The following is a 26,353-nucleotide window of genomic DNA, read 5'->3' on the forward strand; positions in this document are numbered from 1 at the left end:
GGTACGCGTACGGGGCGGGACGCGGTGTGTCGCGTCCCGCCCCGTACCGGGTCTCACTGCGGCGTCATGCGCTCCACCATGTCGGGGTGCTGCTTCAGCCACGCGGCGACGGCCTCTTCCTCATGGCCCTGGCCGCGGTTCTTGATCTCGCTCTCCAGGCTGCCGAGTTCGTCCTCGCTCATCTTGAAGTTCTTGATCCACTTCGTGAGCTGCGGGTACTCCTCGGGGAACTTCTCGTTGGAGATGGTGCGGATCGTGTTGCCTTCGCCGAAGGCCTTCTTGGGGTCCTTCAGCTTGGTCAGCTCGTAGTCGCTGTAGGCCCAGTGCGGCGACCAGAGCGTGACGGCGATCGGCTCCTTCTTGGCGTACGCGCGCTTCAGCTCGGCCAGCATGGCCGGGGTGGAGCCGTCGACGACCTCGTACTCCTTGTCGAGGCCGTAGCCGGGCAGGACCTTGTTCTTCAGCAGGTCCATCTCGCCGGTGCCGGGCTCGATGCCGATGATCTTCCCGTCGAAGGTGCCGGCCTTGCCCTTGAGGTCCGCCAGGGAGTCGACGCCCTTGACGTAGGACGGCACGGCGATCTCCAGGGAGGTCGGTTCGTACCAGGTGCCGAGGTCCTTGAGCCGGTCCTTGTTCCTGTCCCAGTAGTTCTTCTGGGCGTAGGGCAGCCAGGCGTCGAAGTTGAGGTCGAGATCGCCCGAGGCCAGACCGGTGTAGACGGGGCCGACGTCCATCTGCTTCAGGTTCATCGTGTAGCCGCGCCGTTCGAGGACGTTCTTCCACAGGTACGTGACGGCGATGTCCTCGTCCCAGGGGAACCACGCCACGTCCAGCGGCCGCTTCGCCTCGGCGGGCGTGCTGCGGCCGGCGCCCTTCACGGGAGCGAGCCTGTCGACGTAGCCGGGGTGCTGCTTCAGCCAGGCGCGGACGGCCTGCTGCTGGTTGCCCTTGCCCGCCTTGTTGATCTCGGCTTCGAGGCTGGTGAGCTCCTTCTCGCTCATCTTGAACTTCTTCAGCCAGCCGGCGACCGTCGGGTCGTCGCCCGCGAAGTCCTTGCGGGCCAGCGTGTGCACGCCGTCGCCCGCGCCCCAGGCACCCTTGGGGTCCTTGAGCTTCGTCAGCTTGTAGTCGTTGTACGCCCAGTGCGGCGACCAGAGCGTGACGACGATCGGCTCCTTCTCGGCGTACGCGCGCTTCAGCTCGGCCAGCATGGCGGGCGTGGAGCTGTCGACGACCTTGTACTCCTTGTCCAGGCCGTATTCCTTGAGGACCTTGCTCTTGAGCAGGGCCATCTCGCCGGCGCTGGACTCGATGCCGGTGATCTTGCCGCCGAACTCGGACGCCTTGCCCTTGAGGTCCGCCAGGGAGTCGATGCCCTTCATGTAGGAGGGCACGGAGAGCTCCAGTGACGTCTTGTCGTACCAGGCGCCGAGGTCGTCGAGCTGCTTGCCGTACTTCTTCCAGTACTGGGCGTGGGTCGTGGGCAGCCAGGCGTCCGTCTGGAAGTCGACGTCGCCCTGGGCCAGGGAGGTGTAGAGCGGGCCGGCGTCGAGTTGCTTGGCCTCGACCTGGTAGCCGCGCTGCTCCAGGACCTCCTTCCAGAGGAAGGTGGAGGCGACGCCCTCGTCCCAGGGGATGTAGCCGATGCTGATCTTCTTGCCCTGGCCGACGTCCTTGCCGCCGGCCGCGGCGGTGGTGCCGGTGCCGCCGCTGCCGAAGACACCCATGCCGCCGGAGACGAGGGCGAGCACGACGACGCCGATCACGGCGACGGCCGGGCGGGGCCGGTACGACCAGATCTTCAGCCCCTGGGCGGCGCGCAGCCGGGCGGCGGCGCGGCGGCCGAGCGGGGAGACCTGGGTGCCCAGCGCGCTGGTCATGCGGTCGAGGTAGATCGCCAGGATCACGATGCCGACGCCGGCCTCGGCGCCCAGGCCGACGTTGAGCTGGCCGATGGCCTGATTGACGTCGCCGCCGAGACCGCCGGTGCCGACCATGCCGGCGATCGCGGCCATGGACAGGCCGAGCATGATGACCTGGTTGACGCCGGCCATGACCGTGGGCAGTGCGAGGGGGAGCTGGACGCGCAGCAGGATGTTGCGCGGTGTGGTGCCGAAGGCGTCGGCGGCCTCGACCAGTTCCCGGTCGACCTGGCGGATGCCGAGCTCGGTCATGCGCACGCCCGGGGCGAGCGCGAAGATCAGGGTGGCGACGATGCCGGCGGAGGCGCCGGTGCCGAAGAAGAGGATCGCCGGGATGAGGTAGACCATCGCGGGCAGCGTCTGCATGAAGTCCAGGACGGGCCGGACCAGACCGCTGACGCGGTCCGAGCGGGCCGCCCAGATGCCCACCGGTATGGAGATCACCAGCGCGATGACGGTCGCCACGAGGACGAGCGTCAGGGTGATCATCGCGTTCTCCCACAGGTCGAGGGAGTCGATGAACGCGAAGCCCACGAAGGTGAGGACACCCGCGAGGGTGCCGCGCAGCCAGAAGGCGATCACGGCGAAGATGCCCGCGAGGAGCAGCGGTTGGGGGGCTTGGAGGACGGCGTTGATGCCGTCGTACAGGCCGAGGAAGACGGTCTTGCAGAAGTCGAACAGCCACCCCATGTGGGTGGTGAGCCAGTCGACCGCGTCGTTGACCCAGGTGCCGAGCTGAATCCTAGGCACGGGCGGTCACCTTCTCTCCGCCCGCGTCCCGCGGGGAGTCGCAGGGCTGCGGGGTGGCGTCCTGTTCGTCGCCGAGGAAGCCGACCAGGCGCTGCCGTGGGACGACGCCGATCAGCTTGTTGTCCTCGTCCACGACCGAGACGGGGTGGGAGAGCCGGGCGCTGATCGCGCACAGTTCCGTGAACGGGGTCTCGGCCGTGGCGGTCTCGCAGTGACAGCCGGGGTCGTCGCCGGTGACCGAGGTGTCCATGAGCTCGCCGGTGGTCAGCACGCGGGAGCGGTCGACGTCCTGGGTGAAGGAGGCGACGTAGTCGTTCTCCGGCCGCAGCAGGATGTCCTGCGCGGTGCCGATCTGCACGATGCGGCCGTCGCGCATGACGGCGATGCGGTCGCCGAGGCGCATGGCCTCGTTCAGGTCGTGGGTGATGAAGACGATCGTCTTCTTCAGCTTCTGCTGGAGCTCCAGCAGCTGGTCCTGCATGTCGCGGCGGATCAGCGGGTCGAGGGCGCTGAAGGACTCGTCCATCAGCAGCAGGTCGGCGTCGGTGGCGAGTGCTCGGGCGAGACCGACGCGCTGCTGCATGCCGCCGGACAGCTCGTCGGGCCAGGACTTCTCCCAGCCGGCCAGGCCGCACAGGGCGAGCGCCTCGTCGGCGCGGCGTACGCGCTCGGCGCGGGGCACGCCCTGCACTTCCAGGCCGTAGGCGGCGTTCTCGCGGACGCTGCGGTGCGGGAAGAGCGCGAAGTGCTGGAACACCATGCTGATCTTCTGGGACCGGACCTTGCGCAGCTCGCGGTCGCCGAGCGTGGTCAGGTCCTGGCCGTCGAAGCGCACATGTCCGGCGGTCGGCTCCAGCAGGCCGTTCAGCATGCGCAGCAGGGTGGACTTGCCGGAGCCGGACAGGCCCATGACGACGAAGATCTGGCCGGGCTCGACGGTGAAGGACGCGTCGATCACGGCGGCGGTGGCGCCCTCGGCGCGCAGCTCCTCCCGGTCGGCCCCGGCGCGGAGCCGCTCGACCGCTCGGTCCGGTCTCCTGCCGAACACCTTGTACAGGCCCTCTGCCTGAAGCCTTGCTGACACGTGCACCTCAATTTGGACGGCAATGGAACAGAGCGAGGCCAGGACGCAAAAGTTGAATTGTGCAACCAACCTCGCTGCGGGGCGGCGCCTCCCCTCGATTCCGGATCCCAAACGCACAAGTGGGGCGTGTCACATATGAGGCATGTCGCTGTCGGTGGCGTACGGCATGATGCGTGACGTGACCGGACGACTGATGCTCCTCGACACCGCCTCCCTGTACTTCCGCGCCTACTTCGGCGTCCCGGACTCGGTGAAGGCACCGGACGGCACGCCGGTGAACGCCGTGCGCGGGCTGCTCGACTTCATCGACCGCCTGGTCCGGGACCACCGGCCGGACCATCTCGTGGCCTGCATGGACGCCGACTGGCGGCCGCACTGGCGGGTGGAGCTGATCCCCTCCTACAAGGCCCACCGCGTCGCCGAGGAGCACGCGGCCGGCCCGGACGAGGAGGAGGTGCCCGACACCCTGTCGCCCCAGGTGCCGGTCATCGAGGCGGTGCTGGACGCGGTGGGCATCGCGCGCGTGGGCGTCGCGGGATACGAGGCCGACGACGTGATCGGCACGTTCACGGCGCGGGCGAAGGGCCCGGTCGACATCGTCACGGGCGACCGCGACCTGTACCAGCTGGTGGACGACGCGCGCGGGGTGCGCGTGCTGTACCCGCTGAAGGGCGTGGGCACGCTGCAGCTCACCGATGAGGCATGGCTCCGTGGGAAGTATGGGGTCGACGGCAGCGGGTACGCGGATCTGGCCCTGCTGCGCGGCGACCCCAGCGACGGCCTGCCGGGCGTGGTGGGCATCGGCGAGAAGACGGCCGCCAAGCTGCTGGCCGAGTTCGGGGACCTGGCCGGGATCCTGGCGGCGGTCGACGACCGGGGGGCGAAGCTGACGCCGACGCAGCGCAGGCGGCTGGACGAGGCACGCCCGTATCTCGCGGTCGCGCCGAAGGTGGTCCGGGTCGCGGACGACGTGCCGCTGCCGGACGTCGCGACGGCGGTGCCGCGGACACCGCGCGACCCCGCGGAGCTGGAGGTACTGGCGGAGCGCTGGGGACTGGGCGGGTCACTGGAGCGCCTGCTGACGACGCTCGCCACGTGACGGACGCGGGGGCCGGTGGCCCCCTGAGGCCGGTGGCCCTCATCAACTTCTCATGCGGGAGGTGTCAAGTGGGGGCGAGGTGCTAACTTAGGTAAGCCTAACTACACGAATCAGGGAGGCCCTCATGGCAGAGCGACCGGGACGCCAGCCGCGCAAGCCGCATTCCGCTCAGGTCGTCCGCACCGAGCGGCTGACCCCTCACATGCAGCGCGTGGTGCTCGGCGGCGAGGGCCTCGCCGATTTCGAGGCGGGCACGTGCACCGACCACTATGTGAAGCTGCTGTTCCCGCCCGAGGGCGTGACCTATCCGGAACCCTTCGACATGCAGCGCGTCCGCGACGAGCTGCCGCGCGAACAGTGGCCGGTGACCCGGACGTACACGGTGCGCCAGTGGGACGCCGAACACCGCGAGCTGACGCTGGACTTCGTCATCCACGGCGACGAGGGCCTGGCCGGCCCGTGGGCGGCCCGCGTCCAGCCGGGCGAGACCGTGTGGTTCATGGGCCCCGGCGGGGCGTACGCGCCCGACCCGGACGCCGACTGGCACCTGCTCGTCGGCGACGAGAGCGCGCTGCCCGCGATCGCCCGCTCCCTCGAGTCGCTGCCGCGCGGGGCCAGGGCCCACGTCTTCATCGAGGTCTCCGGCCCCGAGGAGGAGCAGAAGATCGACTCGGACGTGGAGGTCGTCTGGCTGCACCGCGGCGACCGGCCGCTCGGCGAGGCCCTCGTCGAGGCCGTACGGGGCCTTGCGTTCCCCGAGGGCCGGGTGCACGCCTTCGTCCACGGCGAGGCGCACTTCGTGAAGGAACTGCGCCGACTGCTCCGCGTCGAGCGCGGCATCGCACGCGAGGACCTGTCGATCTCCGGCTACTGGCGCCGCGGCCACAACGAGGACGGCTGGCAGGCCTCGAAGCGCGAGTGGAACGCCCGCATCGAGGCGGAACAGGAAAGCACCCCGGCCGCCTGAGCGACCGACGCGAAAACGTCACTGCGGCCCTGGGCGTGCGCGGCCTGCCGGTGCGGGTCAGTCGCCCCGCACGCGCGCGTGCAGATGCATGTCGTGCCAGCCGTCCGGGTGCAGGATGGCGCTGCGCTTGGTGCCTTCGAGGGCGAATCCGGTCCGTGAGGCGACCCGGCAGGAGGCCTCGTTGCGCACGGCGTGCAGCAGTTCGAGACGGTGGAAACCGATCTCGTCGAGCGCCCAGCGGGCCAGCGCGGTCGTGGCCCGGGCCGCCACGCCCCGGCCGCGTGCCGCCGGGACAGTCCAGTACGCCACCTCCGCCGTGCCGTCGCCGAGCCGTATCTCGCGCAGCGCCACCCGCCCCAGCAGCCGGCCGGAGTCCGCGTCGACGACGGCCCACTGCGCCTCCCGCTCCTCCTCCCACGCCTGACGCCAGTCCCGGATCCAGTCGGCGACCTCCTCCTCGGAGCCGGCGGTCCGGGCGTGCCACTGGTGCATCACCGGGTCCTGGAAGACCTCGTACACCGCGGGCGCGTCCTCGGCCCGCCAGGGGCGCAGGAGGAGCCCGTCGCCGGCGACGAGGGTGGGCTGCGGCCGGCCGGTGAAGGCCTCGGGGGTCAGGACCGGGCTGATGAGGAAGGGCATGCCCCTATCCTGACAAGGGGCGGTGGGCGGCCCCAGTGGTTTTCCGCCGGTGCCCGGCCGCCTCGTACGCTGGGCCGCGATGAGACGGAAGACGCGCATCCCGCCCGCTCCCCTGCCGCAGCGCCACGGGGTGGACCCGGTGCGGGTACGGCTGCCCGCCGCAGGAGCGTGGGCCACGGTGCGTGAGCATCTGGTGGAGCGGCTCTCGGGAGCCGGTGCCGGTGTCGTCGACGGCATGTTCGACGCGGGACTCGTCGTCGGGGCGGACGGCCGGGCCGTGCCGGCGGACGCGCCGTATGTGCCCGGGATGTTCGTGTGGTTCCACCGGGAACTGCCCGACGAGGTGCCCGTGCCGTTCCCGCTGGAGGTCGTGTACCGGGACGAGCACATCGTCGTCGCCGACAAACCGCACTTCCTCGCCACCACCCCGCGCGGCAGCCATGTAGCCGAGACCGCGCTGGCCCGGCTGCGCCGCGAGCTGGACATCCCCACGCTCGCCGCCGCGCACCGTCTGGACCGGCTCACCGCCGGAGTCGTGCTGTTCACCGTGCGCCCCGAGGAGCGCGGCGCGTACCAGACGCTCTTCCGCGACCGGCTCGTGCACAAGGAGTACGAGGCCGTCGCCCCGTACGATCCCGGACTCGCGCTCCCCCGGACCGTGCGCAGCCGGATCGTGAAGGAACGCGGCGAGCTCACCGCCCGGGAGGTGACGGGCGAACCCAACGCCGTCAGCCGCGTCGAACTCGTCGCACACCGCCCGGACGGGGCCGGCGGACTCGCCCGGTACCGGCTGGTGCCCGGCACCGGGCAGACCCACCAGCTGCGCGTGCACATGACCGCGCTGGGCGTGCCGATCCTCGGCGACCCGCTCTACCCCGAGGTCACCGCTCCCGTGCCGGCCGGTGACTTCCGGCGCCCGCTCCAGCTGCTGGCACGGGCCCTGGAGTTCACCGACCCGGTAACGGGCGAGGAACACCGGTTCCGCAGCGGCCGGGTGCTCACGGCCTGGGCGTCGTACGACCGGTGGGCCGCCGGGGCGCCCGACGGCCCGTCGCACGGTCAGTAACCGCGCCACCAGCTCAGGAAACGCTGCCAGACGCCCTTGCGGCGCGCCGGTTCCTCCGCCGGCTGCGCCCGCGGCGGTACGGGAGCCGGCTGGGGTTGCGCCGGGGCCGGCTGGGGTTGCGGTTGCGCGGCGGCGACCGGCGCGGGCTGCGGCTGCGTGATGCCGATCTGCCAGTCGGAGCGCTGGGCGGGGACGTGGTTGTGGTTCGGCGTCTGGGTCACGTCCTGCGGCGGCTTGGGCGCGAACGCCACCGGCAGGGACACGAGGTGCCGGGAGGCGATGGACGCCGTCAAGCGCAACTCGTCCTCCTCGCAGTCGAGTTCGACGTCCGGCAGCCGCATCAGCAGCGCGTCGACACCGACGTCCGCGATGGAGCGGCCGATGTCCTGGCCGGGGCACTCGTGCGGGCCGCCGCCGAACGCGAGGTGCGACCGGTTGCCCTGCATGCTGGCCTTCAGGTCCGGCCGCACCCGCGGGTCGACGTTGGCCGGCAGCGGGGCGAAGAGCAGTCCGTCGCCCCGGCGGATGCGCTGACCGCCCAGTTCGGTCTCCTGCTTGGCGAAGTAGGCGAAGACCGTGCTGAACGGCGGCTCGTTCCACAGCGACTGCTCCACCGCCTCCGGCACCGTCATCTGTCCGCCGTTGAGCTGGGCCCTGAACCGCGGGTCGATCAGCACCGTGAGCAGCACGTTGGACAGCAGGTTGGTGGTGGCCTCGTAGGCGGCGAAGAGCACCAGGCGCAGGTGCTCCCTGACCTCGTCGTCGCTCAGCCGGGCCGGGTGGGTGATCAGGTAGCTCGCCAGGTCCTCCTCCGGCTGGGCGCGGCGCCGGGCGGTGAGCCGGCTCAGGGCGTCCATGACGTGGGCGTGGCTGGCGATCGCCGTCGCGGTGCCCTTGAGCGCGTCGCGGGCGGCCTCGACGAGGCGGTCGTTGTACTCGTCGGGCATGCCGAGGATCTCGCACATCACCGCCATCGGCAGGTGCTCGGCGAACTGGCCGACGAGGTCGGCCTCGCCCTGCTCGCAGAACCGGTTGACGATGGCCTGGGTGCTGCGGTTGATGTAGCGGCGCAGGCTGCGGAAGTTGATGGTCGAGATGGCGCCCTGGACCGCGCCGCGCAGCCGCTTGTGCTCGTCGCCCTCGGCGTGCGAGGCGATGGGCTGCCAGGCGATGTGCGGCATCAGCGGATGATCGGGCTTGACCAGGCCTTCCTTGAGCGGGTTCCAGATACGGCTGTCCCGGCAGAACTGCGTGGGCGAGCGCACCATGTGCAGGTTCTCGGCGTGGCCGAGCACGATCCAGATCGGTACGTCGTCGTGGAGCAGCACGGGCGCCACGGGGCCGTGCTCCTTCCGCAGCTGCTCGTACAGCCCTGCCAGGTCCTCCGACTCGTGCAGCCGGTGCAGCCCTCCCGGCCCGAGGCCGTGCGCGGGGCAGCCGGAGGGCGGGCCGGGCAGGGGGGTGTCCGTACCCGTCGAGGCGTGGGATTCAGGCGTCACAGTGGTCGCTCCGAAACTTTCCAGGTGTCTGGGGGGGGGAGGTGTGGGGTGGGACGGAACCGGATCAGGTGAGCGAGCCCGTCATGGCGAGCGAGTGCAGGAAGCGCATGAGGGTCATCAGGACGTCACGGCTGGAGGCCCGCCGCCGCGCGTCGCACTCCATGATCGGGATGTCCGGGGAGAGGTCGAGCGCCGTGCGCAGCTCCTCGACGGGGTAACGGGGCGCGTCCGGGAAGGAGTTGATGGCGACCACGAACGGCACGCCGCGCTCCTCCAGGCGACCCATGACGTCGAAGCTGACCTCCAGACGGCGGGTGTCGACCAGCACCACCGCGCCGAGCGCACCCTCGAACAGGCCGTTCCACAGGAACCAGAAGCGCTGCTGGCCGGGTGTGCCGAAGAGGTACAGCACGAGTTGGTCGGTGATGCTGATCCGGCCGAAGTCCATCGCCACGGTGGTGGCCGTCTTGGACGCGGAACCGAAGTTGTCGTCGACACCGATGCCGGCCTGCGTCATGGTCTCCTCGGTGGTCAGCGGTTTGATCTCGCTGACCGAGCCGACCATGGTCGTCTTTCCGACACCGAAGCCCCCCACGATCACGATCTTGGCCGCGGCCTGTGCCGTGTGTGGCAACTGGTCCTCGGCCCGGGGGCCCGGGATGGTGTCAGAGCCTTTGAAGTCCATTCATCACCGCTTCGAGGAGGGAACGGTCGGGGAGCGCCTGGCGGACGATCGGGGAGCGCGCCGTCACCAGATCCGCCGTCAGCAGTTCGGTGAGCAGCACGCCGATCGCGCTGAACGGCAGGCTGAGATAGGCCGAGAGCTCGGCCACGGACAGGGGTGCGGCGCAGAGCCGGAGCAACGCCGCCTGCTCGGGCGAGGCGGAGGGCGGCGGGTCCGCGGCACGCGCCACGATTAACGTCACCAGGTCGAGCTCGGCCCGTTCACCGTCCGGGCCGGCCACCACGTACATGCGCTCCGGGTTGCGGACGTTGCCCTCGCCCTCCTCGGGCTTGGGCGGTTCCGCAGCGGGCTCGCGCCTCTGGCGTTGGGGAGGCGTCATACGATCTGCCCGTTCCGCCGGGGCGGACTGGTCAGATGGCCGCCGATGCGGACGACGAGGTCGCGCATCATCGCGCTCATCCGGCCGGGTTCGCACCGCACGTCGGAGAGCACCGCGAGGAAGGCGTTGGCTCCGGCGCTCATCAGGTAGAAGTAGCCGCGGTCGATCTCGATCATGACGAGCTTCATCTCACCGTCGCCGACGGTGAGTTCCTGGCAGACGCTGCCCGCGAGGGACTGCAGGCCGGCGCAGGCCGCGGCGACCCGGTCGGCCGCGTCGGGCTCGCCGCCGTAGCGGGCGATACGCAGACCGTCGGCCGACAGCACCACGATCATCTCGATGCCCGGCACGCCGTCGGCGAGTTGCTTGAGCATCCAGTCGAAGTTGCCTCGCTGCTGGATCACTTGAGGTCCCCCTCGTCATCGGCCTCGGTGGGTGCCGGGTCGTTGAGCAGGTGCAGGTACTTGGTCGGGTTCCGGATGAAGTCGGTGGGGTGGGTGCCGGGCTCGATGCCTTGCTTGAGCCCCTCCCAGAACGCCTCGAGGCCCTTGCCGGGGGCGTCGGGGGCGCTCATGTCGCGCAGGGGTTTGGGCTCCGGCTCGGGTGTCGCCCAGGGGTTCGCCTCGCCCCGTGCCGCGGCCTCCCGGTCTTCCCGGTCGTAGGCGGCCTGCTGGGCGATCCTCTCGGTGAGGGACGTCTTCACCCGGCTGCGGCGCTGCGGCAGGCCGTTGGGCGTCCATTCGGTGACCACGGGGACGTCGTCGTCCTCCAGGGAGACCGTCTCGGGGACGCGCGGGTTGGTGGGGCGGCGCTTCTTGGGCGTGCGCTTCGGGCCCTCGGGGATGCCGACCGGCATGGGGATGCCGGTGGCGCCGATGCCGTGGGCGAGTCCGACGCCGGGCTCGTGGGTGATCATCTCGCTCGGCACGATGAGGATGGCGCGGACACCGCCGTACGCGGAGGCGCGCAGCGAGACCTGCATGTTGTACGCAGCGCAGAGGCGACCGACGACGGCGAGGCCGAGGCGCGGGTGCTCGCCGATGTCCTGGAGGTCGACGCCCGCCTTGGCGGCCTCCAGCATGCCCTCGATCCGGGCGCGTGCCTCCTCGTTGAGGTTGACACCGCCGTCCTCGATCTCGATGCAGACGCCGGTCTGCACCTCGGTGGCGGTGACGTGCACCTTGGTCTGCGGCGGCGAGTAGCGCGTGGCGTTGTCGAGGAGTTCGGCGGCGGCGTGGATGACCGGCTCGACGTAGATGCCCTTGACGCTGACCTTGGCGATGGAGGACAGCTGGATGCGCCGGTACTCCAGGATGCGGGACATCGCGCCGCGCAGTGTGCTGTAGAGGGACACCGGCTCGGGCCACTGCCGTCCGGGGCGGCCGCCGCCGAGGACGGAGACGGAGTCGGCGAGGCGGCCGATCAGGGCGTTGCCGTGGTCGATGCGCAGCAGGTCGTCGAAGACCTCGGGGTTGCGGCCGTGGTCCTCCTCCATCTCCCGGAGCTCCTCGGCCTGCTGGTGGATGATCGCCTGGACGCGGCGGGCGACACTGACGAAGGAGCGCGCGGCGGCGTCGCGCATGGTCACTTCGCGGTCGACGATCTTCAGCACCGTCAGCAGCGTCTCGGTCTGCGGTGCGGGCAGGTCGCGGTACTGGGGGTCGGCGAGGCCGAGCTTGCGGATCACCTCCCTGGGGGACTCTCCGGTGCTCAGCAGCCGGAGCGCCGCGGGGATGATCTCCCGCGAGAAGCGGACCAACTCGTTCTCGTGGGCCGCGATCCGCTGTTCCAGGTGCGCGGTGTGACGGGCGTGCTCGCCCCGCTGCTTGCGCAGGGCACGGCCGCGGCGCACCGCCTCGGCCGCCGTCGCGATCACCAGCACGGTGGCGATACCACCGCACCAGCCGACGGCGAGCCGGGCCGGCGCCGTCACCAGGGCGACAGCGGCTCCGGTCGCCGCGGCCATCACTATGGCCGGCAGCAGCAGCACGCGCGCGTAGGGAAGTTCACCGCGACCGGGAGGGGATTGAACACTCACCATGTGGGCCTTCTGAAAGGAGTCGGCTGGGGTTCGGGAGGGCTTGCAGGGGGGTAAGTCATGAAACTGTAGGACTCTTCCGCACATTGGGGAACAAGCGCACGAATTCAGCTCAAGCCGGTGCGCCGCGGGCGAGCTTAGTCCGACCGGATCATCGCCGTGTCATATTCAGCAACTGCCGGAAACCGGACGGGGAGGGATAGTACGCTCAGCCGTTTACACGCTGCGACACCGTTCGAATACAACGCGTAACAGCAAACAGGCGTGCGAAAGCCCCTCACCGCAACGGGTGAGGGGCTTGGGGAAAAGGCCTCTAGGGGCGCGGGGCTGTGTCAATGTGCGGCTCCGCCGCGTGGGCGCGAGCAACCACGGACAACCGCACCCGCACCGCGGCAATCACCCCACCGACGAGTAGGCGACAACCCCCCGCAGCAACAGATCAACGGCCTTACGGGCGTTCTTCACGACACTGGAGCCCTGCGGCGCAGCCGCGGCGATCTGCCCCAGCACATCGATGACCTGCTTGCACCACCGCACGAAGTCCCCCGCCGGCATCTCCGCCTCGCGCAGCACCTCGTCGAGCCCCTTCCCGGAAGCCCACATGTACGCGGCCCAGGCGAACCCGAGGTCCGGCTCCCGCTGCCCGACCCCCTCGGTCTGGCTGATCCGGAACTCCTCCTCCAGTGCGTCCAGCCGCCCCCAGATCCGCACCATCTCGCCCAGCGCCGACTTGGCCTTGCCCGACGGCAGCTTCGGCACCAGCGCGTCGTCCCCGACCCGCGCCTCGTACACCAACGCCGAGACACACCCGGCCAGTTCGGCCGGGCCGAGCCCCTCCCAGACGCCCTCGCGCAGACACTCGCTGGCGAGCAGGTCCAGCTCGCCGTACAGCCGCGCGAGCCGTTTGCCGTGCTCGGTGACCTCGTCGCCGCGCAGGTAGTCCATCTCGGTCAGCAGCGCCACGATCCGGTCGAACGTCCGCGCGATGGTGTTCGTACGGCCCTCGATGCGCCGCTCCAGGTGCGAGGTGTCCCGCAGCAGCCGGTGGTAGCGCTCGGCCCAACGGGCGTGGTCCTCACGGTCGCTGCAGCCGTGGCAGGGGTGCGCGCGCAGCGCGGTCCGCAGCCGGGTGATCTCGCGGTCGTCGGCCGCCTGGGAGCGCCGCTTGCGGTGCCGGTCGGCCGGGATGTGCCCGGCCTTGGTGCGCAGCGCGGACGCGAGGTCCCGACGGGACTGCGGGGAACGCGGGTTGAAGGACTTCGGGATCCGCATCCGCTCCAGCGGCTCGACCGGCACCGGGAAGTCGATGGCCGCCAGCCGCTTCACCTGCCGCTCGGCGGTCAGCACCAGCGGGCGCGGCCCGTCATGGTGCTCGAATCCGCGATGGCCGTTCGAACGGCCCGCGGGCAGGCCCGGGTCCAGCACCAGGGCCAGGCCGGCGTACTTGCCGGTGGGCACGTGGATGACGTCACCGGGCTTCAGCTTCTCCAGCGCGACTGCGGCCTCCGCGCGCCGCTGTGCCGCACCCTGCCGGGCCAGCTCGTTCTCCCGGTCCTTCAGTTCGCGGCGCAGTCGCGCGTACTCCTCGAAGTCGCCGAGGTGGCAGGTCATGGAGGCCTTGTAGCCCTCAAGACCCTCCTCGTTGCGCTGCACCTGCCGGGAGATCCCGACGACCGACTTGTCCGCCTGGAACTGCGCGAAGGACGTCTCCAGCAACTCGCGCGAGCGGTGCCGGCCGAACTGCTCGACCAGGTTGACCGCCATGTTGTACGAGGGCTTGAAGCTGGAGCGCAGCGGGTATGTGCGCGTGCCGGCCAGGCCCGCCAGGTGCTCCGGGTTCATGCCGCGCTGCCACAGCACCACGGCGTGGCCCTCGACGTCGATGCCGCGCCGCCCGGCCCGCCCGGTCAGCTGCGTGAACTCACCCGGGGTGATGTCCGCGTGCTGCTCGCCGTTCCACTTCACGAGCTTCTCCAGCACCACCGAGCGGGCGGGCATGTTGATGCCGAGGGCGAGGGTCTCGGTCGCGAACACGGCCTTGACCAGGCCGCGTACGAACAGCTCCTCGACGACCTCCTTGAAGGTCGGCAGCATGCCCGCGTGGTGAGCGGCGATTCCGCGCTCCAGGCCCTCCATCCACTCGTAGTAGCCGAGGACGTGCAGGTCCTCGCGCGGGATGGACGCCGTGCGCTCCTCGACGAGGGAGCGGACCTGTTCGCGTGCCTCCTCGTCGTTCAGCCGGAGGCCCGCGTACAGGCACTGCTGGACGGCGGCCTCGCAGGCGGCGCGGCTGAAGATGAAGGTGATGGCGGGCAGCAGCCCCTCGGCGTCGAGCCGCTCGATGACCTCGGGCCGGCTCGGCGTCCACACCCGGGACCGCTGTCTGCGCTCACGCTCGCGGTCGGCCTCGCGCAGCCGGCCGCGCCGGCGGTCCTGGTACGACGGCCGGGTCGCCTCCATGCGCGCCATGCGCGTGAGGTCGGGGTTGACGGCCTTCTTGTGGCCCTCGCCCTCCTCGAACAGGTCGTACATCCGCCGCCCGGCCAGCACGTGCTGGAACAGCGGCACGGGCCGGTGCTCGGAGACGATCACCTCGGTGTCGCCGCGGACCGTGTCGAGCCAGTCGCCGAACTCCTCGGCGTTCGACACGGTCGCCGAGAGGGAGACGAGCGTGACCGACTCGGGGAGGTGGATGATCACCTCTTCCCAGACGGCGCCGCGGAACCGGTCGGAGAGGTAGTGCACCTCGTCCATGACCACGTAGCCGAGGCCCAGGAGGGTCTGGGAACCGGCGTACAGCATGTTCCGCAGCACCTCGGTGGTCATCACGACCACCGGGGCGTCGGAGTTGACGCTGTTGTCGCCGGTGAGCAGGCCCACCTTGTCCGTGCCGTAGCGGCGGCACAGGTCGGCGTACTTCTGGTTCGACAGGGCCTTGATGGGTGTCGTGTAGAAGCACTTCTTGCCCTGCTGGAGGGCGAGGTGGACGGCGAACTCGCCGACGATCGTCTTGCCGGAGCCGGTGGGCGCGGCGACCAGCACGCCCTTCCCCGCCTCGAGCGCCTGGCAGGCCTCGATCTGGAAGGGGTCGAGGCCGAAGTCGTACATCTCGCGGAACGAGGCGAGTGCGGTGGCCTGCTCGGCAGCACGCTTACGGGCTGCCGCGTACCGCTCGGCCGGTGAGAGATCCTCTGTCATCGTGCTTTCGAGCGTACCGGGCCGCACTGACAACAGGACGATCATTATCCGGATCCGTTCCTGTGAAACCGGGGATAGGCGCAGCTCAGGGGCAGCGCGGCTCAGGGGCCGACGACCCGCACGGCCCCGCGCACGCAGCGCGCGGTCAGCGGCAGCGGGCCGAGCGGTTCCCCGTCCGCGTACCCGGTGATCCCCTCGGCGGCGATCTCGACCCGGGCCGCCCGCAGCACGGTCACCTTCGGATGTTCGACGTGCGTCCCCCGGTACACCCGCGGGAACACCCGCAACAGCGTCGTACGGTCGCAGTCCCCGACCACGGTGATGTCGAACAACCCGTCGGTCAGGTCGGCGCCGGGACAGATCCGCATGCCGCCGCCGTACGACGAGCCGTTGCCGACGGCGACGAGGGTCGCCTCGATCTCGCGGACCTCGCCGTCGTCGAGGCGGAGCCGGTACGGGAGGGGCCGGAACGCGGCGAGTTCGGCGATCATCGCGAGGTCGTACTTGAAGCGGCCGGAGGACCACCGCATGCGATTGCCCCGGTCGTTGACCCGGGAGTCGAAGCCGGAGGCGAGGACCGTGCCGAACCAGTGGTCCCCCACTCGGCCCAGGTCGATGTCGCGGAGCCGGCCGCACTTGAGGGCGTCGGCGATCATGCGGCCCGCGGCGGCCGGCTCGCGCACAGGCAGCCCGAGGGCGCGGGCGAAGTCGTTGCCGGTGCCGACCGCGACCAGGCCGAGGGGGGTGCTCGTGCCCGCGACCGCCCGCAGGGCGAGCTGGGCCATGCCGTCACCGCCGACGGCTATCAGCGCTCCGGTGCCGCCCGCGACAGCGCCGCGCGCGCGGGTGAGGGCGTCCGCGGCGTCCTCACCGAGCACCGTACGCACCGAGTAACCGGCCGCCCGCAGAGCGGAAGCGGCCGGCTGCGCCGCGCGGGCGCCCCGGCCGCGACCCGCGGTGGGATTGACGAAGAGGGTGATCTCGCTGGTCACGCGACCGACCCTATGAGCTGCCCGCGGATCTTCAGGTCACGTCGTCATAACCGTTGACCCGGTCCGTGCGGTCCCCGCTCGCCTGCTCGGGCAGCGCGGCGCGGCTGGTCGTCACGGGCTCGATCTCGCCGATGTCCTCGGGGGTGAGGTCCAGCTCGGAGGCCTCGTCGTCGGCGGGGCCGAGGGCCTCACGACGGTTGCGGCGGCGGTCGTTGACCAGGGAGAAGGCGACCGCGGCGAAGTAAAGGATCCAGATCGGCGCCGCGAGGGCCAGCATGGTCAACGGGTCGGTGCTGGGCGTGGCGATGGCCGCGAACACCGTGATGCCCATGATCATGCCGCGCCACCAGCCGAGCATGCGCTTACCGGTGAGCACCCCGGTGAGGTTGAGCATGACCAGCAGCAGAGGCAGCTCGAAGGAGAGACCGAAGACGAGCACCATCCGCATGACCAGGTCGAGCAGGTCGTCCAGCGGGAGGAGGTTGGACGTGCCGCCCGGGGTGAATTCGAGCAGCACCTTCGCGGTGGTGGGAAGGACCGTGTACGCGAAGTAGGCACCGACTGCGAACAGCGGGGCGCCCGTGCCCACGAAGGCGTAGGCGTACTTCTTCTCGTGCCGGTGCAGGCCGGGCGCGACGAAGGCCCACAGCTGGTAGAGCCAGATAGGCGAGGCCAGTACGACACCGGCCATCAGGGACACCTTCAGCGCCAGCGTGAAGGGGGTGAGCAGGCCGTTGATGGTGATCTGCGCGCACGGCTTCGAGCCCGGCTGCGACTGGGCCAGTTCCGCGAAGGTCTTGTCACAGCCGACCGAGTCGAGGATCGGCTTGGTGATCAAGTTGATGATGTCGTTGTAGAAGAAGGCGGCGATGACCGTGACGACGACGATCGCCAGAATCGCCTTGGCGAGCCGGTTGCGGAGCTCGCGAAGGTGCTCCGCGAGGGGCATCCGCCCCTCGGGATCCCTCTCCTTTTTGCGGGCAGACTTCAGCAACCCACGTTCCCATCTCGTGCGGCGGGCCGGAGGTCACCGGCCCTGCGTCAGCGCTTGGTCGTGTCCGTCGGCTCGTTGACCGGGCGCGAGCTGGTCACGTCGCCGGGCGCTGCCTGGATGGTGCGCTGCGAGGGCTCGTCGGTGTTGGGCGGGCCGGCCGGGGTCGTGGACGACTTGCCTTCGTCCTTCATGGCCTTGGCCTCGCTCTTGAGGATGCGGGCCGACTTGCCGAGCGACCGAGCCATGTCCGGAAGCTTCTTCGCGCCGAACAGCAGGATGATGACGACGAGGATGAGAATGATCTCGGGGGCTCCGAGCCTTCCGAACATAAGTCTTTACCTTCTCACCGAGGCGGCTGTGGTGGGGTGCTGTCCGACCGGTCGGACATGTGTCCGAACGATCGTGTTGACAGCGATCGTAACGCTCAGGGGTGAACGTGGGGCAATCCCTCTGCATCCCCTGTGCGTACTCCCGTCCGCGGCCAGTGCCTCGTTAACCGGGCCGCGACCAGCAGCGTACCTGTCCTAACCGCCGAGGTGACAGGGCGAAGTGTCCCAATGCCGGACTCGCAGGCACCGGCCGGACACCTCACAGGGCGTCCACGGACCGGGCCGCGCTCTCCGCGGCCCGCTCCAGGTCCTCCGCCGCCCGGTTGATGCGGCGCGCCGAGTCCGAGACCTGGCTGCCCAGGCGCTGTGCCTCGACGAAGACCCGCACGGCGAGCACCCCGAGCACGGCGAGACCCACGAATCCCACGGCAATCGCGAACATCGGCCAGAACATGACACCGAGCCTAGACCCTTCCGACGGGCCGGATTCCCCGCCCCACTAGACCGTGGAGTGCAGCCGCAGGGTGCGTACCCCGCCGTCGGTGAGCAGTTCCACGATCCGCTCCCCCGCGGGCTTGCGGACAGCGGCGCCGCACTCCGGGCAGGTGAAGGAGTAGAAGGTCGTGCGGCTCGTGGCGCCGATGGCGAGGCGCAGGGCGCCCGCGGTGAGCTCGAAGCGCTCCCGGCAGTCCGGGCAGCCCGCCCTGAACACCACCGGGGCCACGGTCCTCATCCCGGCGAACGCGGACTCCACCGTCATGCCCACCGCACCGGACGTCACCGACTCGCTCACAGCCCTGGCTCCTCTTTCTCGGGTCGTTCGCCTCGTGGGCGCCACGGCCGGTGTCGCGGGACGATCGGCTCCCGCCGTCGACGCCGGTGGCACCCGCGGCTCACTCGCGTCTGCCGTCCGGCCCGTCCGCGACGGCGTGCACCGCAACCGGCCCGCCCGCGCCGGCGGACTCGGCCCCGCCGGCCGCCTCCACGGCCTCGATCCCGTCGTACGCCGCCAGCGCCTCGCGGGCCGCCTGCCGGGCGCTGTCCGCCAGCTCGGGCGGCGACACGATGCGGCCGTCCCGCCCGAGCCGCAGCGCCAGACGCCGCAGCGACGCCGGGTCGGGGGTCCGCAGAGTGATACGCAGGCCGCCGTCCGGGAGCTCATCCGCACTGTCGTGCGGGTAGTACTCGGCGACCCAGCGGCCGCCGGGCCCGACCTCGACCACGACCTCCGGGTCCTCGGCAGCGGGCTGAACCAGCGCCTCGGACAGGTCCCGCAGCTCGATCTCGGGCGGCGCCGACGGCTCGTCGAGGATCTTGATCTCGGCGACCCGGTCGAGCCGGAAGGTGCGGCGCGCCTCCGAGCGGCGGCACCAGGCCTCGACATACGTGTGCCCGACGCTGACCAGGCGGATCGGGTCGATCTCCCGCTCGGTGACCTCGTCGCGCGCGGGCGAGTAGTAGCGGATCCACAGCCGGCGGCGCTCGGCGATCGCCCGGTCGACGTCCGCGAAGACGCCGCCCTCGGACTCGAAGGTCACCGACAGCCGCGAGCTGGCGCCCGCCGCCTCGCCGGCCGCCGTCTCCACCTTGGCCGTGGCCCTCAGCAGGGCCTGCCGGTCGCTCTCGCGCAGTCCGGGCAGCGTGGCCACGGCCCGGGCGGCGACGAGCAGGGCGGTGGCCTCGTCGGCGGCGAGCCTGAGCGGCTCCGCCGCCTCCGCCGCGAGGGCGGCCGGGTTGTGCCACCAGATGCGCTCGCCGTCGGTGTCGATGTCGAGCAGGTCACCGCCGCGGAAGCTGGTGCCGCACATGGGCAGCACGTCGAGGTCGGAGACCAGCTCGTCCTCGGTGATGCCGAAGGCGCGCGCGACGTCCTCGACCCGCGCCCCGGGGCGCTCCCTCAGATACGTCACCAGGGAGAGCATCCGCCGGGTCTGGTCGATGGCGCTCACGGGCCTGACCGGTTTGCCTGCCACTGTCTCGTCCGCTCCCCCTCAGCCTTTGGCCACGGCCCGCAGCCGGTCCACCACGTCGGCCCGCAGCTCGGCGGGCTCCAGGACGACCACGTCCGGCCCGAACTCCACCAGCCAGGCGTCCAGCCCGTGGCCGTACGGAATCTCCAACTCGTCCCAGCCGTCACCGAGTTCCCGGACCGAGGTGGCCTTCGCCCGAAGGGGGTACCCCGCGGCCGAGCGCAGCCGGATCCGCGCCGAGCGGTCGGTGATCTCCCCGGCCCAGCTCGCGACGGTCTCACGGACGGTGACGACGTCCGGCACGTCGGCGGTGTACCGGCCGCCGCGCGAGCGGACCTTGCCGGTGATCCGGGACAGCCGGAAGACCCGCTCGGCGCCCCGATCGCGGTCCCAGCCCGCCAGGTACCAGTGGCCCCGCCAGCACTCCAGCGCCCACGGCTCCACGTGCCGCTGCTCGGGGTGGGCGGCGGTGGCCTTGCGGTAGTCGAACACGACGGGCCGGCGGTCCCGGCAGGCGAGCATCAGCGGCTCGAACGCCGCCTCGTGCACGGGGATGCGCGGCTCCAGCGCGCCGTGCGACCCGTAGGGGTCGACGTCCTCGGGGAGTCCCGCGGCGCGCAGCTTCTGCAGGGCGCCGCTGGCGGCGCCGGCGAGCCGGGCCTGCTGCCACACCTTGGCGGCGAGCCCGAGTGCGGCGGCCTCCTCGGCGTCCAGTGTGATGGGCGGGAGGCGGTTGCTGTCGCGGCGGGCCAGATAGCCGACCTCGCCGTCGAGGCTCTCGACGGTCTCGATGACCAGTCCGAGCTCGCGCAGGTCGTCCTTGTCCCGCTCGAACATGCGGTTGAAGGAGTCGTCGTTGCCGCCCGGGCCGTTGCCCGGCCCGAAGGCCTCGACGTAGGCCTCGATGGAGTCGCGCAGCTCACGCTTGCTGAGCGGCCGCCGCGTCCCGAGCAGACACAGCGCCAGGTTCATCAGACGCTCGGCCTTGGCAATGGCCATCGAAGCGCTTCGCCTCCCTATGGTGCTTACGAGCGATGACCGTACCGCCACACGGTGGCCCGGCAAAAGCCGAGGGCCCATGCCCGAACAGGCATGGGCCCCACGTGATCGAGTTTGTTCGGATCCTGCTCAGACCCCGAGCAGGTCGACCACGAAGATCAGCGTCTCGCCCGGCTTGATGGCCGGGGTCGGGCTCTGGTTGCCGTAGGCGAGGTGGGCGGGGATGGTCAGCTGGCGGCGGCCGCCGACCTTCATGCCCTGCACGCCCTGGTCCCAGCCCTTGATGACCCGGCCGCCGCCCAGCGGGAAGCGGAACGGGGTACCGCGGTTCCAGCTGGCGTCGAACTCCTCGCCCGTGCTGAAGGCCACGCCGACGTAGTGCACGGTGACGGTCTGGCCGGCCTGCGCGACCGGGCCGTCACCCTCCCAGATGTCCTTGATCTCGAGGTCCGCCGGGGGCTCGCCGCCCGGGAAGTCGATCTCGGGCTTGTCGATGCTCACTTCATCTCTCCTTGTTACGTGACCTGCGTCGGGAACAGTCTCACAGACCGGCCGGGTCAGACCGTGCCGAGGATGTCCACCGTGAAGACCAGGGTGTTCTTGGCCAGCTCACTGTTCGGGCTCGCGCCGTAGCCGAGCGAGGGCGGGATCACCAGCAGCACGCGGTCACCCACGTGCTTGCCGACGAGGCCCTTGTCCCAGCCCGCCACCACGGAGCCGTTGCCGATCTGGAAGGCGGTGGCCCCGCCGTGGTCCCAGGAGGAGTCGAACTTCTTGCCGTCCTCCCACTTGACCCCGGTGTACTGGGCGATGAGGCCCTGCCCGGCCTCGACCTTCTTGCCGTCGCCCTTGACCAGCACCTGCTCCTCGAGGTCCTTGGGAGCCTTGCCGCCCTTGGGGATCGTGATGGCCGCGGCCTTCTGCGACGGCGACTTCACCTCGGGCAGGCCCGCCTCGGAGGGCACCTGCTCTCCCTTGACCTCACCCTTGGAGTCGACGCTCGCGGCGCCGACCGGGTCGACCACCCAGATCAGCACGTCCTTCGCGGAGATCCCCGAGGAGGTGTTCAGGCTCTGGCCGATCAGGTCGCCCGCGGTGCCCTGCACCAGGATCCGGCTGCCGGGCTTCTTGCCCTTCACCGCGTCGAGGACCTTCTCGGGCAGCTGCTGGCTCGGCTTGCCGATCTGCTCGATGGACTGCCGCCGGGGCGCCTTGGCACTCGTCGATCCCGCGGCCCAGGTACCGCCGAGCTCCTGGCCACCGCCCCACTTCTCGACGGTCCAGTCCAGGCGGACGAAGTCCGAGCCCTTGATCGGGCTTCCGCTGCCCGCCGAGACCGTCTTGACCACGGTCCTGTCGGACGGCTTGCCGTCCTTGGGCACGGAGATCTCGGGCTTCGCCCCGACCTTCCCCTTGACCTCGGCGACGCCTCCCGCCGTGTCGCCGTTGTTCCCGTCGTCCGATCCGCACGCGGCGGTGAACAACAGGGCGGGAACGGCCAGCAGCGCGGCCACGCGTCGTTTCGTGTTGTAGTTCATCAGTCCAACTGGGATCGGTGGTGTGGGGGCAATGGCCGCCACTCTACGGCGTACACGCTCCTCACTCGCCTCACCTCGCGACACGCCGCACCCGGGCCGCTCCCGCACGGGCGGGTCCGGAACGGAAAGGGCCGATGCCCGGAGGTCCGAAAACCTCCGGGCATCGGCTTCCCGGACCGGCCGGAACCGGCTTACATTCCGGCGATCAGCTTCTCCACCCGGTCGTCCACGGACCGGAACGGGTCCTTGCACAACACGGTGCGCTGGGCCTGGTCGTTGAGCTTGAGGTGCACCCAGTCGACCGTGAAGTCACGGCGCTGTTCCTGCGCGCGCCGGATGAAGTCACCACGCAGCCGGGCCCGAGTGGTCTGCGGCGGAACGGACTTGCCCTCGAAGATCTTCAAGTCGTTGCAGATGCGCGCCGCCTGCCCCTTCTTCTCGAGCAGGTAGTACAGGCCACGACGCCGGTGGATGTCGTGGTAGGCGAGGTCTATCTGCGCGACGCGCGGATGCGACATGGTCATGTTGTGCTTGGCCCGGTACCGCTCGAGGAGCTTGTACTTCATGACCCAGTCGATCTCGGTGCCGATGCGGTCGAGGTCCTCGGTCTCGATCGCGTCCAGGGTGCGGCCCCACAGCTCCAGGACCTGCTCGACGGTGCCGGTGCGGATGCCGCGGCGCTCGCAGAAGTCCACGGCCTTCTCGTAGTACTCGCGCTGCACCTCCAGGGCGGAGGCCTCGCGTCCGCTGGCCAGGCGGACCTTGCGGCGGCCGGTGATGTCGTGACTGACCTCGCGGATCGCCCGGATCGGGTTCTCCAGGGTGAGGTCCCGCATCACGGTGCCCGCCTCGATCATGCGCAGCACCAGGTCGGTGGCGCCGACCTTGAGCAGCATGGTCGTCTCGGACATGTTGGAGTCGCCCACGATGACGTGCAGGCGGCGGTAGCGCTCTGCGTCGGCGTGCGGCTCGTCACGCGTGTTGATGATCGGCCGGGAGCGGGTCGTCGCCGACGAGACGCCCTCCCAGATGTGCTCGGCGCGCTGGCTGACGCAGTACACGGCACCGCGCGGCGTCTGGAGCACCTTGCCCGCGCCGCACAGCAACTGCCGTGTGACCAGGAACGGAATCAGAATGTCCGCGAGCCGGGAGAACTCCCCGTGCCGGGCGACCAGATAGTTCTCATGGCAGCCGTAGGAGTTGCCCGCCGAATCGGTGTTGTTCTTGAAGAGGTAGACGTCGCCCGCGATTCCCTCCTCGTGCAGGCGTCGTTCGGCGTCCACCAGGAGTCCTTCGAGAATGCGTTCGCCCGCTTTGTCGTGGGTGACCAGCTCGGTCACGTTGTCACATTCGGGTGTGGCGTATTCCGGATGTGAACCCACGTCGAGATAGAGGCGGGCGCCGTTTCGCAGAAAGACATTGCTGCTGCGGCCCCATGACACGACACGGCGGAAGAGGTACCGCGCCACCTCGTCAGGAGACAGGCGGCGCTGTCCCCTGAACGTGCACGTGACGCCGTACTCGTTCTCCAGCCCGAAAATGCGGCGGTCCATGAGGGAACATTACGCCCGATCCCCTGAACTGAAACGGGGTTCGACGGCACGGTTTGGATCATTTTCCGAACCGGCGGCAACCACCGCTCCCCCGCCGGGAACTGCGAGTACCCGTCCCGTGGCCGTCAAAACCAGCAGGGAGACGCCACCCGCGACACCCGGTACGGCGAAGCCCCACAGTGCCCCGCCCGTCTCCACGACGGGCCCCGCGACGCCCGTTCCGACCGAGTGGCCCACGGTGAACGTCGTCACCAGCCAGGAGAACGCCTCCGTGACCGTGCCGCGCGGCGCGTGCCGATCGACCAGGACGAACGCACAGGCGATGGCGGGCGCGAGGAAGACCCCGGCGAGGGCGGTCAGCGCCACCATGGGCACCGCGTCCGGCATGAGCAGCAGCGGCAGGTAACACACCACCAGAAGGGCCACCAGCACCCGCAGTCGCCGCGCGGGCTCACCGGCCCACTGCCGGGCTCCGTAGACGGTGCCGCCGACCAGCGCCCCGAACCCCAGGGCCGCCATCAGCCAGCCGTACACCACGTCACCGCCGTGGTCGTCGGCGTAGGGCACTGAGGCGACCGTGATGGAGCCGAGTGCCATCCCGATGAACAGAAAGGCCGCCAGCAGGGCGAGCAGCCCCGGCGAGCGCAGCGCGCCCAGCCAGTGCGCCTCACGCGGCGCCGACCGCCACGCGCGCGAGGGCGGCGACACCACCACGGACAGCGCACCCAGCACCCCGACCGCGTTCAGCACGAGCAGCGCGGCCTGTGCCGACCACAGGGACACGCACAGCGTCACGAGCAGCGGCCCGACGGTGAACATCACCTCCTGGGCCACGGCGTCCATGGCGTACGCGGTGTGCACGTGTTCCTCCTTGCGGAGGACCGACGACCACAGGGCCCGGAGCCCGCCTTCGAGAGGCGGCGTGAAGAGCCCGGCACCGGCCACGGCGGCATACGCGAGGGGCAGCGATCCGATCCCGGCGAAGGCGAAGACGGCCATGGCCAGCCCGGAGACAACGGCCGCCGGCAGCTGCACGCGCGGCTGCCCACGCAGGTCCACGAGCCGGCCCAGCACCGGCTGCCCCACGGCGTTGGCGACGCCGTACACACCCGCGAGCGCCCCCGCGAGGCTGTACGAACCGCCTTCGGCCCGCACGAACAGCAGGATCGCGATGGCCGCCGTCGCGTTCGGCAGCCGGCCGACGAGCGTGCCGACGAGCAGCCGGGCGGCGTGTCGCGCCCGAAGGATCTCCAGGTATCCCGTGGCCATGTCCCCGCCCTAGGTTTTACGTATAACGTCTACCTCCATACGTACCATGGCCGCTGTTCACGAGTCCAGACGAAGGAGCATCCCGACGGTGGCACGAGGCAGCACCCGCCCCACGAGCCGGGACGTCGCCCAGGCCGCCGGCGTGTCCCAGGCGGCGGTCTCCCTGGTCCTGGGGGACAAGTGGCACGGCCGCGTCTCGGAGGCGACCGCTCGGCGGGTCCGCGAGGCCGCCCGCGACCTGGGCTACCGGCCGAACCTGGCCGCCCGCAACCTGCGCCTGGGCCGTACCCGCACGGTCCTGCTGGTGGTCCCGGCCCTGACCACGGAGTTCTTCGCAGGCGTCTACACGGGCGCCACCCGCGTCGCCGCCGAGCACGGTTTCGGCGTGGTCCTGTACCCCTCCCCCGAGGGCATCGGCCCCGCCCGGGACCCCTTCGCCTCCGCGCAGGCCGCCCTCGACGGCGTCATCGCGTCCTCCATGGCCGCCGACGCGCTGACCACGATCCGCGGGGAGGCGTTGCCGCTGGTGATGCTGGACAGCGACCCGGCGGGCAGTCTGGGGGCGGCGACGGTCAACCTGGACATCGCCGACGGTGTCCGCCAGGTCGCGGAACACCTGCTGTCCCTGGGCCACCGGCGGTTCCTCCACCTGGCGGCGGACGTGCCGTCCTGGACCTTCGAGGTACGCGCCCGGGAGCTGGCGGCCCGCCTGGCCGGGGTGCCCGGCACATCCGTCCGTACGGCTCGCTCACCGATCTCCATCGAAGGCGCGGTGACTGCGGCCGAAACCGCCCTCTCGGGGCCCGGCCCCCTCCCCACGGCGGTGATCTGCGACGACGACCTGCTGGCCGCCGGCACGTACAAGGCAGCTCGCCGCCTGGGCCTGCGCGTCCCGGACGACCTGTCGGTCACCGGCCTGGACGATCTGGCCCTGGCCACGGCGATCGACCCGGAGCTGACGACGGTCCGCCTGGACGCCGAGCTGTTCGGCGAACGGGGCATGGCGGCGCTGCTGGCCGTCCTGGAGGGCCGCGAGCCCGAGGGCGGGGACATCCCCGTACGGCTGGTCGTACGGGGCTCCACGGCACCGCCCGGGTTGCCGTAGGGGGCCGTTGGGTGCCTGGGGCGGGGCACTGCGCAGCCCGGCGTAGCGGGGTGCCGCTGCGCCCACCCGTGCCGCCCCAGCGGCACGACTGCCCGCAGCTGAGCGGGACCGGCGCCCCGCAGCGGCGGCCCTTCGGCAGCTGAGCGGACCCGCACCCGCGCACGGCGAGAAGGGGACGTGTCGGGGGGTGTCCGCCCGCAGCGGTTGGCGCGTCAACGAACGGTTAGCCGGTATCCGACCCCATCGCGCCGTTCCGAGGACGGACACCCCCCGACGCG

At 70.8% G+C, this 26,353-nt stretch carries 24 protein-coding genes; 4 read left to right on the top strand and 20 right to left on the bottom strand.

Going from position 1 to position 26,353, the window contains the following annotated elements; all coding sequences use genetic code 11:
* Positions 1-53: 53 nt before the first annotated feature.
* Both AC07F0_RS29440 and AC07F0_RS29445 read right to left on the bottom strand, forming a co-directional pair.
* Entirely contained in the window at positions 54-2,672 is a 2,619-nt protein-coding gene (locus tag AC07F0_RS29440) for an ABC transporter permease/substrate binding protein (RefSeq protein WP_478983082.1), read from the bottom strand.
* Positions 2,665-3,756 (bottom strand): quaternary amine ABC transporter ATP-binding protein, encoded by a 1,092-nt coding sequence (locus AC07F0_RS29445; protein WP_436731134.1) that lies wholly within the window; start codon positions 3,754-3,756, stop codon positions 2,665-2,667. The genes AC07F0_RS29440 and AC07F0_RS29445 overlap by 8 nt, the downstream gene beginning before the upstream one ends.
* A 142-nt stretch (positions 3,757-3,898) precedes the next feature.
* Here AC07F0_RS29445 and AC07F0_RS29450 point away from each other — a divergent pair, with 142 nt between their 5' ends.
* Both AC07F0_RS29450 and AC07F0_RS29455 read left to right on the top strand, forming a co-directional pair.
* Entirely contained in the window at positions 3,899-4,855 is a 957-nt protein-coding gene (locus tag AC07F0_RS29450; protein WP_478983083.1) for a 5'-3' exonuclease, read from the top strand.
* A gap of 124 nt (positions 4,856-4,979) precedes the next feature.
* Positions 4,980-5,822, top strand: a complete 843-nt coding sequence (locus AC07F0_RS29455) for a siderophore-interacting protein (RefSeq protein ID WP_436731132.1) — start codon at positions 4,980-4,982, stop codon at positions 5,820-5,822.
* A 57-nt stretch (positions 5,823-5,879) separates the two neighbouring features.
* Here AC07F0_RS29455 and AC07F0_RS29460 read toward each other — a convergent pair whose 3' ends face one another.
* Positions 5,880-6,461 carry a GNAT family N-acetyltransferase gene (locus AC07F0_RS29460; protein WP_478983084.1) on the bottom strand — a complete coding sequence of 194 codons (582 nt, stop codon included), beginning with the start codon at positions 6,459-6,461 and terminating at the stop codon, positions 5,880-5,882.
* A gap of 79 nt (positions 6,462-6,540) precedes the next feature.
* Between AC07F0_RS29460 and AC07F0_RS29465 the strand changes: the two genes are divergently transcribed.
* Positions 6,541-7,527 carry an RluA family pseudouridine synthase gene (locus AC07F0_RS29465; RefSeq protein ID WP_478983085.1) on the top strand — a complete coding sequence of 329 codons (987 nt, stop codon included), beginning with the start codon at positions 6,541-6,543 and terminating at the stop codon, positions 7,525-7,527.
* Here the strand turns inward: AC07F0_RS29465 and AC07F0_RS29470 are convergent.
* The 17 genes from AC07F0_RS29470 to AC07F0_RS29550 form a co-directional block, all read right to left on the bottom strand.
* A complete protein-coding gene (locus tag AC07F0_RS29470) occupies positions 7,521-9,026 on the bottom strand; it encodes a cytochrome P450 (RefSeq protein ID WP_478983086.1) in 1,506 nt (501 codons plus the stop codon). The two genes, AC07F0_RS29465 and AC07F0_RS29470, sit on opposite strands and share 7 nt — an antisense overlap.
* A 64-nt stretch (positions 9,027-9,090) precedes the next feature.
* On the bottom strand, positions 9,091-9,711 hold the full coding sequence (locus AC07F0_RS29475) for a GTP-binding protein (protein ID WP_397620386.1): 621 nt from the start codon (positions 9,709-9,711) through the stop codon (positions 9,091-9,093).
* Positions 9,692-10,090 carry a DUF742 domain-containing protein gene (locus AC07F0_RS29480; RefSeq protein WP_478983087.1) on the bottom strand — a complete coding sequence of 133 codons (399 nt, stop codon included), beginning with the start codon at positions 10,088-10,090 and terminating at the stop codon, positions 9,692-9,694. The genes AC07F0_RS29475 and AC07F0_RS29480 overlap by 20 nt, the downstream gene beginning before the upstream one ends.
* On the bottom strand, positions 10,087-10,494 hold the full coding sequence (locus AC07F0_RS29485) for a roadblock/LC7 domain-containing protein (RefSeq protein ID WP_031141974.1): 408 nt from the start codon (positions 10,492-10,494) through the stop codon (positions 10,087-10,089). The genes AC07F0_RS29480 and AC07F0_RS29485 overlap by 4 nt, the downstream gene beginning before the upstream one ends.
* Complete coding sequence (locus tag AC07F0_RS29490) at positions 10,491-12,131, bottom strand: sensor histidine kinase (protein WP_478983088.1); 1,641 nt, start codon at positions 12,129-12,131, stop codon at positions 10,491-10,493. Before AC07F0_RS29490 ends, AC07F0_RS29485 begins: the two co-directional genes overlap by 4 nt.
* 393 nt (positions 12,132-12,524) lie before the next feature.
* On the bottom strand, positions 12,525-15,371 hold the full coding sequence (locus AC07F0_RS29495; RefSeq protein WP_478983089.1) for a DEAD/DEAH box helicase: 2,847 nt from the start codon (positions 15,369-15,371) through the stop codon (positions 12,525-12,527).
* Between the two features lie 56 nt (positions 15,372-15,427).
* On the bottom strand, positions 15,428-16,318 hold the full coding sequence (locus AC07F0_RS29500; RefSeq protein WP_478983090.1) for a diacylglycerol kinase: 891 nt from the start codon (positions 16,316-16,318) through the stop codon (positions 15,428-15,430).
* A 31-nt stretch (positions 16,319-16,349) separates the two neighbouring features.
* Positions 16,350-17,312, bottom strand: a complete 963-nt coding sequence (tatC, locus tag AC07F0_RS29505) for a twin-arginine translocase subunit TatC (RefSeq protein WP_478983091.1) — start codon at positions 17,310-17,312, stop codon at positions 16,350-16,352.
* Between the two features lie 47 nt (positions 17,313-17,359).
* The gene (gene tatA / locus AC07F0_RS29510; RefSeq protein ID WP_020271424.1) at positions 17,360-17,641 is read right to left on the bottom strand and encodes a Sec-independent protein translocase subunit TatA; all 282 of its coding nucleotides are present in this window, start codon (positions 17,639-17,641) and stop codon (positions 17,360-17,362) included.
* Positions 17,642-17,900: 259 nt separating this feature from the next.
* Positions 17,901-18,095, bottom strand: a complete 195-nt coding sequence (locus AC07F0_RS29515; protein ID WP_399412279.1) for a hypothetical protein — start codon at positions 18,093-18,095, stop codon at positions 17,901-17,903.
* Between the two features lie 45 nt (positions 18,096-18,140).
* Positions 18,141-18,434 carry a hypothetical protein gene (locus AC07F0_RS29520; RefSeq protein ID WP_436727360.1) on the bottom strand — a complete coding sequence of 98 codons (294 nt, stop codon included), beginning with the start codon at positions 18,432-18,434 and terminating at the stop codon, positions 18,141-18,143.
* Between the two features lie 100 nt (positions 18,435-18,534).
* Positions 18,535-19,614, bottom strand: a complete 1,080-nt coding sequence (locus AC07F0_RS29525; RefSeq protein ID WP_478983092.1) for a helix-turn-helix transcriptional regulator — start codon at positions 19,612-19,614, stop codon at positions 18,535-18,537.
* An 18-nt stretch (positions 19,615-19,632) separates the two neighbouring features.
* Positions 19,633-20,610 carry a helix-turn-helix transcriptional regulator gene (locus AC07F0_RS29530; protein WP_478983093.1) on the bottom strand — a complete coding sequence of 326 codons (978 nt, stop codon included), beginning with the start codon at positions 20,608-20,610 and terminating at the stop codon, positions 19,633-19,635.
* Between the two features lie 129 nt (positions 20,611-20,739).
* Positions 20,740-21,111, bottom strand: a complete 372-nt coding sequence (locus AC07F0_RS29535; protein ID WP_019754140.1) for an FKBP-type peptidyl-prolyl cis-trans isomerase — start codon at positions 21,109-21,111, stop codon at positions 20,740-20,742.
* Between the two features lie 56 nt (positions 21,112-21,167).
* The gene (locus AC07F0_RS29540; RefSeq protein WP_478983094.1) at positions 21,168-22,148 is read right to left on the bottom strand and encodes an FKBP-type peptidyl-prolyl cis-trans isomerase; all 981 of its coding nucleotides are present in this window, start codon (positions 22,146-22,148) and stop codon (positions 21,168-21,170) included.
* Between the two features lie 191 nt (positions 22,149-22,339).
* On the bottom strand, positions 22,340-23,701 hold the full coding sequence (pafA, locus tag AC07F0_RS29545; protein ID WP_119101884.1) for a Pup--protein ligase: 1,362 nt from the start codon (positions 23,699-23,701) through the stop codon (positions 22,340-22,342).
* Positions 23,702-23,710: 9 nt separating this feature from the next.
* A complete protein-coding gene (locus AC07F0_RS29550; protein WP_478983095.1) occupies positions 23,711-24,970 on the bottom strand; it encodes an MFS transporter in 1,260 nt (419 codons plus the stop codon).
* A gap of 88 nt (positions 24,971-25,058) precedes the next feature.
* Here AC07F0_RS29550 and AC07F0_RS29555 point away from each other — a divergent pair, with 88 nt between their 5' ends.
* Positions 25,059-26,075 carry a LacI family DNA-binding transcriptional regulator gene (locus AC07F0_RS29555; RefSeq protein WP_478983096.1) on the top strand — a complete coding sequence of 339 codons (1,017 nt, stop codon included), beginning with the start codon at positions 25,059-25,061 and terminating at the stop codon, positions 26,073-26,075.
* The last annotated feature ends 278 nt before the right edge of the window (positions 26,076-26,353 follow it).

Source organism: Streptomyces sp. NPDC045955, from assembly GCF_056430805.1.